Raw genomic sequence first — 13,423 nt, forward strand, 5'->3', positions numbered from 1 at the left:
CCGGCGCCGCCCGGCGGCAGCAGGCGCACAAGCCGCACAGAGGCATGGAGTTCACCACCGCGCACCGGCACAGTGACGGCATGCGGATCTCGACGACCATCCTGCTCACCGACGAGACCATCCGGCCCGCCCGCCTCGCGGGCGCACTCGAGGAACGCGGCTTCGGCGGGCTGTACCTGCCCGAGCACACCCACATCCCCGTCAGCAGACAGACCCCCGCCCCGATGGGCGACCCGCTGCCCCGCCCCTACGGGCGCACCCTCGACCCGTTAGTGGCCCTGGCCGCGGTCTCGGCCGTCACCCACGAACTCGCGCTGGGCACCAGCATCACCCTCGTCGCCCAGCACGACCCCGTGGTGCTGGCCAAACAGATCGCCACCCTCGACTGGATGAGCGGCGGCCGGTTCACGCTGGGCGTGGGGTTCGGCTGGAACGTGGAGGAGGCCGCCGACCACGGCGTCGTCTGGCACCGCCGCCGCGACCTGGTGCGCGACCGGCTCGCCCTGATGCGGGCCCTGTGGGCGGCCGAGCCGACGGCCTACGAGGGCGAGTTCGGCTCCGTACGCGCCTCCTACGCGCACCCCAAACCGGTGCGCCCCGGCGGGCCCCGGCTGCTGGTCGGCGGCGCCGCCGGCCCCACCCTCTTCGCGCACATCGCCGAGTACGCGGACGGCTGGCTGCCCATCGGCGGCAGCGGGCTGGGGGAGGCCGTCCCGGCCCTCCGGGACGCCTGGCGGGCCGCCGGGCGCACCGGCGGCCCCGCCGTCGTGCCCGGCTACGTCCTCCCCTCCCCGGGAAAGCTGCGCCACTACCGGGACCTGGGCGCCGAGGAGGTGCTGCTGCAACTGCCCTCCGGCTCCGAAACAGAGGTGCTGCGCACCCTGGACGACTACGCGCGGTACCTGTGACCCGGTGCGGCGGGCCGGCGTCCGGTCCGGGGCGCGCGCGGCGTGACCCCGGTGCCCCCGTGTCGGGGCGCTGCCGGAGTCCGCAGGTCACCCCGCTCCCGGCCGTCCGCGCCGCGGGCTACGCTCGGAGGATGACCTCACACGGACAGACGCCGACGGCCAACGCGATGCGGCGGGCCCTGAAGCGGGCGCGGGACGGGGTCGCGCTCGACGGGACGGAAGCCGCGGTGCTCCTCCAGGCGCGCGGCGACGACCTCGCGGACCTCACCGCGTCGGCGGCCCGCGTGCGGGACGCGGGCCTGGCGGCGGCCGGCCGGCCCGGCGTCATCACGTACTCCAAGAGCGTCTTCCTGCCCCTCACCAGGCTGTGCCGCGACAAGTGCCACTACTGCACCTTCGTCACCGTGCCCGGCAAGCTGCGCCGCGAGGGGCACGGGATGTACATGTCGATGGACGAGGTCCTCGACATCGCCCGCCGCGGTGCCGAACTGGGCTGCAAGGAAGCGCTGATCACCCTCGGGGACAAGCCCGAGGACCGCTGGCCCGAGGCGCGCGCCTGGCTGGAGGCCGAGGGGTACGACGACACGCTCGCCTACGTCCGTGCGGTCGCCATCCGCATCCTGGAGGAGACCGGTCTGCTGCCGCACCTCAACCCCGGGGTGCTGTCCTGGACCGACTTCCAGCGGCTCAAGCCGGTCGCACCCTCCATGGGCATGATGCTGGAGACCACCGCCGAACGGCTGTGGAGCGAACCGGGAGCGCCGCACTACGGCTCGCCCGACAAGGAGCCGGCGGTGCGCCTGCGGGTGCTGGAGGACGCCGGCCGCTCGAACGTCCCGTTCACCAGCGGACTGCTCATCGGCATCGGCGAGACGTACGAGGAGCGCGCCGAGTCGCTGTTCGCGCTGCGCCGGGTGCAGCGGGCCTACCACGGCGTCCAGGAGCTGATCATCCAGAACTTCCGCGCCAAGCCGGACACCGCGATGCGCGGCATGCCGGACGCGGAACTGGACGACCTGGTCGCCACCGTCGCCGTGGCGCGGCTGCTGCTGGGGCCCTCCGGCTGCCTGCAGGCCCCGCCCAACCTGGTGGACGCCGAGTACGCGCGGCTGATCGACGCGGGCATCGACGACTGGGGCGGCGTCTCCCCGCTCACCCCCGACCACGTCAACCCCGAGCGCCCCTGGCCGCACATCGACGAGCTGGCGGAGCACAGCCGCACGGCCGGGTTCGAGCTGCGCGAGCGGCTGGCCGTCTACCCCGAGTTCGTCCGGCGCGGCGAGCCCTGGCTGGACCCGCGGGTGCTGCCGCACGTACAGGCGCTGGCCGACCCGGAGACGGGGCTGGCACGCGCCGGGGTACGCCCCCAGGGGCTGCCCTGGCAGGAGCCGGACGAGGGCTTCACCCCGATGGGGCGCACCGATCTGCACCGCAGCATCGACACCGAGGGCCGCACCGGCGACCGCCGGGACGACTTCGACGAGGTGTACGGCGACTGGGAGGAGCTGCGCGAGCGCGCGGCGCCCGGGATGGTGCCCGAGCGGGTCGACGCGGACGTGCGTCAGGCACTCGGCCAGGCCGCCGAGGACCCCACGAAGCTCACCGACGAGCAGGCGCTCGCCCTGCTGCACGCCGACGGACCGGCGCTGGACGCGCTCTGCCGCACGGCGGACGACGTGCGCCGCGACGCGGTCGGCGACGACGTGACGTACGTGGTCACCCGCAACATCAACTTCACCAACGTCTGCTACACCGGCTGCCGCTTCTGCGCGTTCGCGCAGCGCCGCACCGACGCCGACGCCTTCACCCTCTCGCTGGAGCAGGTCGCCGACCGCGCCCAGCAGGCGTGGGACGTGGGCGCGGTCGAGGTGTGCATGCAGGGCGGCATCCACCCGGACCTGCCGGGCACCGCCTACTTCGACATCGTCCGCGCGGTCAAGGAACGCGTCCCGGGCATCCATGTGCACGCCTTCTCGCCGATGGAGGTGGTCAACGGCGCCTCCCGCACCGGCATGTCCGTCCGCGAGTGGCTGACGGCTGCCAAGGAGGCCGGACTGGACTCCATCCCGGGCACGGCCGCGGAGATCCTGGACGACGAGGTCCGCTGGATCCTCACCAAGGGCAAGCTGCCCACCGCGACCTGGCTCGACGTCGTCACCACGGCGCACGAGGTGGGCCTGGGCTCGACGTCCACGATGATGTACGGGCACGTGGACCAACCCCGGCACTGGCTGGGCCATCTGCGGCTGCTGGCCCGCACCCAGCAGTCCGCGCGGGAGAAGGGGCTGGCCGGGTTCAGCGAGTTCGTGACGCTGCCCTTCATCCACACCAACGCGCCCGTCTACCTCGCCGGTATCGCCCGCCCCGGCCCCACGGCCCGGGAGAACCGCGCCGTCACCGCCATGGCCCGGCTGCTGCTGCACCCGTGGATCCCCAACATCCAGACGAGCTGGGTCAAGCTCGGCACCGAGGGCGCCGCCGAGATGCTCCGCTCCGGCGCCAACGACCTGGGCGGCACCCTCATGGAGGAGACCATCTCCCGGATGGCGGGCTCCTCCTACGGCTCCTACCGGTCCATCAAGGACCTGGTCGCCATCGCGGACGCCGCGGGCCGCCCGGCGCGTCCACGCACCACCGGCTACGGCGCGGTCCCGGCCGAACGTGTCGCGGCAGCACACGCCTCGGACGGCCGGCTGCCGGAGCTGCTGCCGCTGGTGTGAGGCCGCGCCGCCCGGCCCCGGGTCACCGGTCCCGGGTCACCGGTCCCGGTCCGGGAAACGCGGGACCGGGGCCGGACGCCCCCGCGGCCCTCCTCCGTCCGGCCGGATCCTTGATTAGAGTGCCGGGGGCCACGAACGGAGGAGGGGCAGCGGATCGTGACAGGCGCGGGTGGCGGGGACGGTGGCGCGACGGCCATATGGGGCCGGTCCGAGCAGCAGGACTTCCGCAGCCGGGTGCGCGGCTGCCTGCTGGGCGGGGCGCTGGGCGACGCGCTCGGCGCCGGGGTCGAGTTCGACTCGCTGGCCGCTATCCGCGAGAAGTGCGGCGAGGAGGGCGTCACCGACTATGTGCCCGCGTACGGGCGCAGAGGAGCGGTCACCGACGACACCCAGATGACGCTGTTCACCGTCGACGGCCTCATCCGCGCCCATGTGCGCCGGGACACCGGAGCGTGGCATCCGCCGACCGACGTGCACGCCGCCTACCGCCGCTGGGCCGCGACCCAGCGCGACTGGGGACCGGACGAACGCCGCGCGGACGACGGCTGGCTCGCCCGCGAGGAGTGGCTCTACGCCCGCCGGGCACCGGGCAACGCCTGCCTCAGCGGGCTGGCCGACGCCCGCATGGGCACCCTGGAGCAGCCGAAGAACCCCGACTCCAAGGGCTGCGGCACGGTCATGCGCTCGGCGCCGTTCGGGCTGCTGGTCGGCTGGGAGCCGGGGCTGGTCTTCCAACTCGCGGTGGAGTGCGCCGCGCAGACGCACGGGCACCCCACCGGCTGCCTCGCCGCCGGGGCCTTCGCCGCGATCGTCCACACCCTCGCCCGGGGCGAGGACCTGGACACCGCCGTCCAGCGGGCTCTGGTGCAGCTCGCGGCCCGGCCGGGGCACCAGGAGACGACCGATGCGCTCAAGCGCGCACTGGGCGCCGTCCGCCAGGGCATGCCCTCGCCGGAACGGGTGGCGGCGCTGGGGGAGGGCTGGACGGCCGAGGAGGCGCTGTCCATCGGGGTCTACTGCGCGCTGGTCGCCGAGGACGTCCGGCACGGTCTGCTGCTGGCCGTCAACCACAGCGGGGACAGCGACTCCACCGGTTCCGTCTGCGGGAACCTGCTGGGCGCCATGCATGGAGAAACGTCACTTCCACCGGGCTGGGTGGCCGAGATCGAGGGCCGCGCGACGATCCTGGAGCTGGCCGACGACTTCGCCATGGAGATGACACAGGGCCCCGCGCTGCACGAGCCGGGCTCCGCGTCCCCGGGGTGGCTGGCCCGCTACCCGCGCGCGTAGCCCCCCGGACGCCGTAGCGGGAGCCCGCCGGAGCCCGGCCGGACACCGCCGGAGCCCGCCGGAGCCCGCCGGAGCCCGTCGGACAACCGTCGGAGCCCGCCGGAAGCCCGGCCGGACGCCCGTCGGCCGGAGCCGGCCGGAGTCCGCCGGAAGCGCCCGCGCTCCGGCCCGCTTCCTGCTTCCCCGCTTCCTGCTTCCTGCTTCCCGCTCCCCGCGGGCGGCTCCGGGCGCCCCGCGCGGCGGGCGGTCCCTGCCGGTCCCGGCGCACCGCCGCGTGGCGCGCGGCCCGGCCCGAGTCACCCGGCGATCGGCACGGCGTGGCCGCTGACCCGCACCCGCGCGTCGCCCGGTGCGGTGCGGACGGTCAGATCACTCGGCCGCCCCATGTCCTCGCCCTGCCGCACGGCGACCTCACCCGAGGCGGGCAGCAGCCCGAGGGTGCGCAGATAGCCGCCGAAGGCGGCCGCCGCGGCGCCGGTCGCCGGGTCCTCGACGACCCCGCCGACGGGGAACGGGTCCCGGGCGTGGAAGCGCTCGTCGCTCTCGCGCCAGACCAGGTGCACCGTCGTCCAGCCGTGCTGCCGCATGATGCCGGTGAGCGCGTCGAAGTCGTAGTCCAGATCGGCCAGCCGCGCCCGCGAGGCGGCGGCGAGCACCAGGTGCTCGTTGCCGCCGAAGGCGACGTGCGGGGGCAGCGCCGGGTCCAGGTCGGCACGGTCCCAGCCCAGCGCGGCGAGGGTGGCGTCCACCTCGGCGTCCTGTGCGGGGCGCGACCTGGTGGGGACGCTGGTGAGGGCTGCCCGCACGGCGCCGCCGTCGTCGGCCGCGGTCGCCACCCGGATCTCGCCCGCGGGCGTCTGGAAGACCAGTTCGCCGGGGCCGAGCAGCCCGGCGAGGGCCACCGACACGGCGACGGTGGCGTGCCCGCAGAACGCGACCTCGGCGAGCGGGCTGAAGTAGCGGAGCGTGAAACGGCGCCGCTCGTCGTCGCGGGCGGTGACGAACGCCGTCTCGGAGTACCCGACCTCGGCGGCGATCGCCAGCATCTGCCGCGCGTCGAGGTGCGCGGCGTCGAGGACGACTCCGGCCGGGTTCCCGCCGTCGGGATCGGAGGTGAACGCCGAATAGCGGAGGACATCCGCACCGGCCGCGGCTGCGGCTGCGGCGGGTGCCGAGGGGGTCGAGGGGGCCGAGAGGGGCGAGGAAGCCGCTGAGGAAGTCATGCCTGAACTTTTGCACCTGCCCGGAATTATTACCAACGATAGCTATGCATGAAAGCCATCGGATAATTCGATGACATTGCTAGGGTCCGGGGAATGGACACCCGGCTGCTGGAAACCTTCACCGCGCTCGCCAGAACGGAGAGCTTCACCGGTGCCGCCGCCGAACTGCGGCTCGCCCAGTCCACGGTCACGGTGCAGATCAGATCCCTGGAGAAGACGCTGGGCACCCGGCTCTTCGACCGGCTCGCCCGAGGGGCGCTGCTCACCGACGCGGGGCGGCGGCTGCTCGTCCGCGCCGAGGAGGTCCTGGAGGCCGAGGCGCGGCTGCTGGCGGCCGCCACCGAGGACGGCCCGGTCAGCGGCACCGTGGTGGTCGGCGCGGGCGAGACACTGTGCTCGGCTCATCTGCCCGCGGTGATCGTCGCGCTGCGCCGCCGCCACCCGCGGGTGGAAGTGCACCTGGAGCCGCACGGGACCGCGGATGCCGTGGCGGCGCTGCGCGCGGGCCGACTGGACTGCGCTCTGCTGCTGGAGGACCTGGTCGACCAGCCCGGCGTCACCGCCGAGCGCGTGGCCGAACAGCCCCTGGTCCTGCTGTGCGCACCGGACCATCCGCTGGCCGGCCGCGCACAGGCGGCGACCTGGCAGGAACTGGCCCGGGAGAGCTTCTTCCTCCACGAGCAGGGCTGCTCCTACAGCGACCAACTGGCCGCGCGCCTCCAGGCGGTCGCCGGTACCCCGCCGCGACTGACCCGGTTCGGCAGCATCGAGGCCGCACGCTCCTGTGTGGCGGCCGGACTCGGACTCACCGTCCTGCCGCGCGCCAACGTCGCCGCGGCGCTGCGCGACGGCCGGCTCGCCGAGGTGCCCGGCCCCTCCCTCCCGCACATCTCCGTCCACCTGGCCCGCCCCCGGCGTCGGCGGCCCTCCCGCGCGGCGCACGCCGTCGCGGCCGAGGTCGTGCGGCACTTCCAGGACGAGGGAGCGGCTGCACCCGGGCCCGAGACATCTGGCGGCACCACCGCATGAGTTCGCCCGCGTGCACCGGCAGACGCTGCCCTGCGGGCCCGTGCGGAGGTGAGGAACGCCGCCGCCCGGGCCACCGCCATCCGTGGCGCGGCGCGGTGCCGCACGTGCAGCAGGTGGCGGGAGTCGGCACCCGGCCGCTCCTGTGCCGGATTCCTCCAGGAGGACCCGCGCGAACGCTGGGAGGCATGTGTCGCGGATCCGGACGAAGCCGCCGCGGACTCGGGGCCGGGAAGACAGAGACGGACCGAGAGCCGGGGAGGACGGAGCCGACCGCGCCCTTCGTCCCGGCGATCCCGGGACGGACACCTCGGTTCGGTGGACCGGCTGCGTCGAGCCGGTCGAGCCGGTCGAGCCGGCCCCGGGCCGGCAGTGCCGAGCCCCCTCGGCCGGGACGGCGGGCCAGTCGAGAGGGCTCCGGTGCCACGAGTGCGGCACGGTCCGGCGCGGTGCGGACCGGCCGCCGGCGCTGTACGGGCCGCTGCCCGGCCTCAGGCCCGGCCGGTCGTGGAGTCCCCGGAGTTCACGCGGGCCACGAACGCGCCCCACGCCTCCGGCAGGAAGCTGAGCGCGGGCCCCTGCGGCTCCTTGGAGTCCCGTACCGCCACTGTGCGCACGGACGGCGATTTCACCTCCACGCAGGCCCCGTTGCCGGTGGAGTAGCTGGACTTGGTCCAGGCATGGGTGGTTCCTTGCTGAATCGGCATGTCTGCTCCGGTTCTTCCGGGTTGTTCCTGACGTGCGATCGACATTACGCGGCGATTCGGGCGCGCGACGTTGTCGTTCACTCAACCGGATGGCATATTCCAAGCAGCTCTTCACATCGCGGTGCGCCGCGGTGTAGCCTCCCCGCTTTTTCCTGCAATTCCTCCCGGCACATGCCGGACGGCCCGGCAGCTCCGGCCGCCGGGCCGTCCACTCCGCGGAAGCGTGCTCCCGGCCTCCCCGGGTCCTCCCCGCGTCCGGGGCTCGTGCTCGGAGCTCAGCCCCGTGCGTACTGCTTGGCCACGTCCTCGATGAACTCGCGCGTCTGGTCCGGGTTCAGCGCCTGCGCCCGCAGGTGCTCGTACATGACGCTGTAGTTCTGCACGTCGTTCGCCTTCTCCAGATAGAGGTCACTGGTGACGCCCTCCAGGTAGATGACGGTCGAGTCCGACGCCTCCGGGAACTCCAGAATCGCGTACTGCCCGTTCACCCCCGGATGCGCGCCCATCGAGAACGGCATGACCTGGAGCGTCACATGGGGCTGCTGCGACATCTCGTTGAGGTATTCGAGCTGCTCGGCCATCGTGTGCCTGCCGCCCACCTCACGGCGCAGCACCGACTCGTCCAGCACCGCCCACAGCCGCAGCGGGGTGCGGTCCTCCCTGATGCGCTCCTGGCGGCGCATACGGACCTGCACCCGGCGCTCGATGTCCGCCGCGCCGGCCTCCGGCAGAGCACCGGCGACCACCGCTTCCGCGTACGGCCGCGTCTGCAGCAGACCCGGCACGACCTGGGGCTCGTAGACGCGCAGCGAGGCGGCGTCCGTCTCCAGGCCGATGTAGACGCTGTAGGGGATGTCCCCGAACGCGTGCCACCAGCCCTGCTGACGCGACTCCTTCGCCATCTGCATCAGCGATTCGACTATCCGCCGGTCCTCGACCTCGTAGACGCCGCACAGATCGCGCACGTCCCGCTGGCTGATGCTGCGGCGGCCGTTCTCCAGCCTGCTGATCTTCGACTGCGAGACCAGCAGCCGGTCCGCGACCTCCTCCGCCGTCATGCCCCGCTGCTCGCGCAGACGGCGCAGTTCCTGGCCGAGTCGGCGACGCCGGACTGTGGGGTTGACGTTCGACGCCACGGGACCGCACCTCCGTGTAAGTACGACTACTCCAGCAGATTGCCACCAACATGGTTGCCCGCGCTGGAAAATGACAACAGAGAGTGCGGATTCGAGTACAGCAGGGGGCGCATGCGGTGACGACAACGCATGCGCGGGGACGCGGATCCGGTCGTCGCTGTGTGACGGCCGGACCGCGAGCCCGCGCATGCGTCCTGGTACCCGCACCGCCCCGAGGGTGCGCCGTCGGTCGGCGCGGTGGCCCGCGGACCTGCCGCAGGCGTCGGATGTGCCCCGCAGGCGCGCGACGCCCGCCGCTCCTGTGCGGTGCCGTGCGTGCTCCGTGGTGCTGTGCGTGCTCCGGACGGTGCCGTGCCTCCGGATGGTGCCGTGCGTGCTCCGGCCCGTACGGGACGGAGCGGACAGCGGGCGACGGTCAGCGTGCTCCCGCTCGGACCATGCCGCCCGCCATGTGCCGGGACTGCTCCGGCAGATGCCGGGCCGGACCGGCGGACGCCGTCGCCCGCGCGGCCGGGCGTCCCGACGAGGGTCCGCTCGCCGCGCTCGCCTGAGCTCGCCGCGGCTGCGCCCCGACGCCGTTCTGGACGTCCATCACCGCGTGTGCGACGAGGCCGCCCATCGGGTCGTGCCGGATCAGGTCCCGCAGCCGGGAACGGCAGGACCGCCCCTCGTTGCCGGGGTAGAGGTGCTTGCCGAGTCCGACCGCGTGGGCCAGCGCGGCGAGCGCCGCCGTCCGCGGGTCCGGTGGGACCCCGGTGCGGATCGCGGTGTCGAGCCGGGCCCTGATCTCCCGGCTGATGGCTGTCTCCGTCGCCTGGTAGCGCGTCGTCGGCAGCACTCCGCACATCTGGCCGGAAACGGCGTGCACCATGCCACACCGTTCCAGATGTGTGAGATAGGTTTGGCGCAGCCCCAACCGGGGCCCGCCGATCCAGTGGACCGCGCGCACCGGGCTGCCGCGCCTGCGCAGCAGTTCCAGCGCCGAGTCCAGCGTCGGATCTCCGGTCGGCCGTGGCAGCACCACGGCGATACGATCCCCATCAGGGGCTATCCGTCCGGCCAGAGCCAGCTCCACTAGCTGCGCTCCGGCCAGGCCGAGGTCGAGCGACTGCGGCTGCGCCGTGGTACCCGTGGCCGGGTCCAGGGCGAGCAGCAGCAACTCCTCGGGAATTGTTCTGCGGCTCCTGCCCATCCATGCCTCCCCGCGTGGATGAATGACAGGGTGACCCCTCTCACAATGGTCTGTCGAGAGTGCGCGGACCTTATGGGAGGGAACCAGTAGGTATGTCGTTCTCGTCTGCTGCAGGGGGAGGTCCCGGAGGCCGCCCTCCGGGGGAGAACCGCCACGCCGGTGGCGCCCTCGGTGCATAGGACACTGTTAACTGGTATGGCGAGCGGCGAGCAGCAGCATCAGGAGGCATCGGTGGCGGGCGAATCCCCCGACAGGTCGGAGCGGGAGAGGTCGTCGGGGGAGACGACAGGGAGCGGCGGGTCGGTTGCGCGACCCGACGAGACGGCTGAAAAGAAGCCGTCGCCGGGCTCCGCAGGGCAGAACGGCGCGGGTACGACGACCCGGGACGCCGCACCCTCGGTGATTCCCGCCCCCGCGCCCCCCGCCGGGGAGTCGGACAGCACGGCAGGAGCGGACGAGCCGGGCGGGTCGGACGAGCCCTCGGACGGGCCCGTGGACTCGGACGGGGCCGACGGTGGAGGCTCCCCGCAGGGCGACGACGCGGCGCAGGGCGATGCCAAGGACGAGCGGCTGAAGTCCGCCGTGGCCGCCTGGGTGTCGGGCGACAGTGTTCCGGAGCGGACGGACGGCGCCTCGGACGGAGCAGGTGCGGACGGCGCCCCGGACGGTGAGGGGCGCGGCGCGGACAGGCGGTCCGAGGAGGCTGCCGACGCCGCTGCTGCCGGCGATCTGCCCTACCGGCCGAAGGCGAGTGACGGGTCCGCCCCGGCCGGTTCCGGAGCGGACGCGGACCAGGGTGCCGACGCGGCACCGGCGTCGCAGGGCGACGCGCCGACCGCCATGTTCGGCGTCGTCCGGCGCGGGGGCGACGCCGCGGACAAGAGCGACGACGCCGCGGCCGCCGACCGCGCCGAGCGGCTGACCTCGGCGTTCTTCGGGGCGTCCAAGGGGGCCGACGAAGCCGCGGACGCCGGGGAGGCCGGGGGCGGTGCCAACGGCGACCGGGCTGCCGAGGACGACCAGGCCGCCAAGGGCGCCGACGTCGGCGAGGCCGACAAGGCCGACCACGCTGCCGGGACCGGCGAGGCTGCCGGGACCGGTGAGACCGGCGGCCGCACGCAGGCCGTCGACCAGCCGACCGCGATCTTCCGCGCGCCGGACACGAAGCCGGGCGAGGGCTCCGCCGGTGCCGGCGGCGGCCAGAAGCCGGGCCGGCCCGAAAAGTCCGGAGGAAAGGGTTCGGCCGCCCCCGCGGGCGCCCCCGACCCCCGCGCACGGGGCGGCGAGAGCGGCAAGGCCGACGAAGACAGCAAGGCCGACGAAGACAGCAAGGGTGGCAAGGACAGCAAGGGCACCAAGACCGGCAAGGACGGCGGGGAGGCCCGGCGGGACGGTTCCGCCGAGGGCCGGACCGGCGCCGCGGAGTCGGCGGAGTCGGAGGCCGAGCGGACCAGCCAGTTCGTCCCGCTCCGGTCCACGGACGAGCCCCGCGCCGCCGCCACGTCGGCCCCGCCGGAGCCGGGAGCCGCCGCGGCGGCTCCCGGGCGGCAGGCGCCGCCCCCGGCGTCCCCCGGCTCCACCACCGCGAACCCGTGGGCGACGGCCTCGGCCGCGCCGCCCGCTGCGGGCACGTCCGGCACGTCCGGCACGCAGGCACCGGCGTCGAGCCCGGCGGAGAGCGAGCCGGAGCGCACCCGGCAGCAGCCGATGCCGGGCAGCCCGGAGGCGGCGGGGAGCGGCGGTCAGCAGCAGCCGCTGGACCTGCTGGCGCAGCTCACCAACAGCCCGCCGCCGCCCGAGACGCCGATGCGTACCTTCACCCGCCGGGTGAAGATCTGGACGCCGCTGGTGCTGCTGCTCGCAGTGGTCTTCGTCGTCGTGCAGGCGGTGCGCCCGCTGCCGGACCCGGAGCTGTCGATGACGGCTTCCGGCACGTACACGTTCAAGGGCTCCGAGCCCGACATGCCCTGGCCCTCCGAGGGGCAGGCGGTGATCGACGTGGACGGTCTCGGCTCGTTCGGCAGCCACGGCAAGCAGAAGCCGGTGCCGATCGCGAGCGTCGCGAAGGTGATGACCGCCTACGTCATACTGCGCGACCACCCGGTCAAGAAGGGTTCGAAGGGCGAGCTGATCCCTGTCGACCAGAAGGCCGAGGACGAGGCGGGGCTGAGCGCGCAGAACGAGTCGACCGTCAAGGTCCAGGCCGGTGACAAGATCACGCAGCGCGAGGCGCTCGACGCCATCATGATCGCGTCCGCGAACAACGTGGCACGGCTGCTGGCGCGGTGGGACGCCGGGTCGGAGAAGGCGTTCGTGAAGAAGATGAACGCTGCCGCCGAGGACCTGGGCATGACCAACTCGCACTACACCGACCCCAGCGGACTGACCGCCTCGACGGTGAGCACCGCCGCCGACCAGGTCAAGCTGGGCAAGAAGGTGATGGAGAGCCCGCTGTTCCGAGAGGTGGTGCGGCAGCCCTCCTACCAGGACACCAACGGCAAGAAGCAGTCCAACTGGAACAGGCTGGTTCCGATGGACGGCGTCGTGGGCATCAAGACGGGCACGACCACCAAGGCGGGCGGCAATCTGCTGTTCGCGGCGGAGAAGGAGATCGGAGGCACCAAGCAGTTGATCATCGGCGCGGTGCTGGGCCAGTACCAGCCCTCGATCCTGGACACCGTGCTCGCCGCCAGCAAGAAGCTGATCGACGCCGGCCAGGACGCACTCACCGCGCGGAAGGTGGTCGAGAAGGGCCAGGTCGTCGGCTATGTGGACGACCAGTTGGGCAACCGGACCCCCGTGGTGGCCACCAAGGACGTGACCGCCGTGGGCTGGCCGGGCCTCAAGGTGAAGCTCGCACTGACCGACAGCGGGAAGACGATCCCGCACGAGGCCGGTCCGGGCACCAAGGTCGGCAGCCTGACCGCCGGTGACGGTCCGGGCCAGGTCAAGGTGCCCGTCGCGCTGCAGGACGACCTGACGGAGCCCGGGTTCGGGGACAAGCTGACCCGCGTCGGCTGAACCATTCCGCGCCGCACTGCGTCCCCCGTTCCGGTCGGCATGTCCGGCTCACGGCTCGCCCGAGCCCCCCGCGCGACCCGCGGCGCCCGCGCCGCAGCGCGTGGGGCAGGGGCGAGCACGGGGATGTCGTCCGGTAACGTCGTGCGGATCTGAGCCGCACATCCGTACGGGGAGGACTGGGAGAGAGCGCAGTGGCCACT

The 13,423-nt window shown here is 73.6% G+C and carries 9 protein-coding genes; 5 read left to right on the plus strand and 4 right to left on the minus strand.

Features of this window, described 5'->3' with window-relative positions:
- Positions 1-80: 80 nt before the first annotated feature.
- The 3 genes from BMX65_RS25535 to BMX65_RS25545 all read left to right on the plus strand — a co-directional run bounded on the left by BMX65_RS25535 (position 81) and on the right by BMX65_RS25545 (position 4,918).
- Positions 81-908, plus strand: a complete 828-nt coding sequence (locus tag BMX65_RS25535) for a TIGR03619 family F420-dependent LLM class oxidoreductase (RefSeq protein ID WP_075002755.1) — start codon at positions 81-83, stop codon at positions 906-908.
- Between the two features lie 131 nt (positions 909-1,039).
- On the plus strand, positions 1,040-3,628 hold the full coding sequence (locus tag BMX65_RS25540) for a bifunctional FO biosynthesis protein CofGH (protein ID WP_075002691.1): 2,589 nt from the start codon (positions 1,040-1,042) through the stop codon (positions 3,626-3,628).
- Between the two features lie 156 nt (positions 3,629-3,784).
- Complete coding sequence (locus BMX65_RS25545; protein ID WP_075002692.1) at positions 3,785-4,918, plus strand: ADP-ribosylglycohydrolase family protein; 1,134 nt, start codon at positions 3,785-3,787, stop codon at positions 4,916-4,918.
- 296 nt (positions 4,919-5,214) lie between these two features.
- Here the strand turns inward: BMX65_RS25545 and BMX65_RS25550 are convergent, their stop codons facing one another.
- On the minus strand, positions 5,215-6,141 hold the full coding sequence (locus BMX65_RS25550; protein WP_075002693.1) for a PhzF family phenazine biosynthesis isomerase: 927 nt from the start codon (positions 6,139-6,141) through the stop codon (positions 5,215-5,217).
- A gap of 93 nt (positions 6,142-6,234) precedes the next feature.
- Here BMX65_RS25550 and BMX65_RS25555 point away from each other — a divergent pair, with 93 nt between their 5' ends.
- Positions 6,235-7,170 (plus strand): LysR family transcriptional regulator, encoded by a 936-nt coding sequence (locus BMX65_RS25555; RefSeq protein ID WP_075002694.1) that lies wholly within the window; start codon positions 6,235-6,237, stop codon positions 7,168-7,170.
- Between the two features lie 488 nt (positions 7,171-7,658).
- On the opposite strand, the gene BMX65_RS25560 is transcribed toward BMX65_RS25555, so the two are convergent.
- The 3 genes from BMX65_RS25560 to BMX65_RS25570 all read right to left on the minus strand — a co-directional run bounded on the left by BMX65_RS25560 (position 7,659) and on the right by BMX65_RS25570 (position 10,202).
- A complete protein-coding gene (locus BMX65_RS25560; RefSeq protein WP_075002695.1) occupies positions 7,659-7,874 on the minus strand; it encodes a DUF397 domain-containing protein in 216 nt (71 codons plus the stop codon).
- A 275-nt stretch (positions 7,875-8,149) separates the two neighbouring features.
- On the minus strand, positions 8,150-9,010 hold the full coding sequence (locus tag BMX65_RS25565) for a helix-turn-helix domain-containing protein (RefSeq protein ID WP_075002696.1): 861 nt from the start codon (positions 9,008-9,010) through the stop codon (positions 8,150-8,152).
- Between the two features lie 415 nt (positions 9,011-9,425).
- On the minus strand, positions 9,426-10,202 hold the full coding sequence (locus BMX65_RS25570) for a GOLPH3/VPS74 family protein (RefSeq protein WP_075002697.1): 777 nt from the start codon (positions 10,200-10,202) through the stop codon (positions 9,426-9,428).
- A gap of 195 nt (positions 10,203-10,397) precedes the next feature.
- Here BMX65_RS25570 and BMX65_RS25575 point away from each other — a divergent pair, with 195 nt between their 5' ends.
- Positions 10,398-13,223: a serine hydrolase gene (locus BMX65_RS25575; RefSeq protein ID WP_239502210.1), complete on the plus strand. Its 2,826-nt coding sequence runs from the start codon at positions 10,398-10,400 to the stop codon at positions 13,221-13,223.
- Positions 13,224-13,423: the final 200 nt, after the last annotated feature.

Origin of the sequence: Streptomyces qinglanensis (genome assembly GCF_900111245.1) — a bacterium.
GTDB classification, from domain to species: domain Bacteria; phylum Actinomycetota; class Actinomycetes; order Streptomycetales; family Streptomycetaceae; genus Streptomyces; species Streptomyces qinglanensis.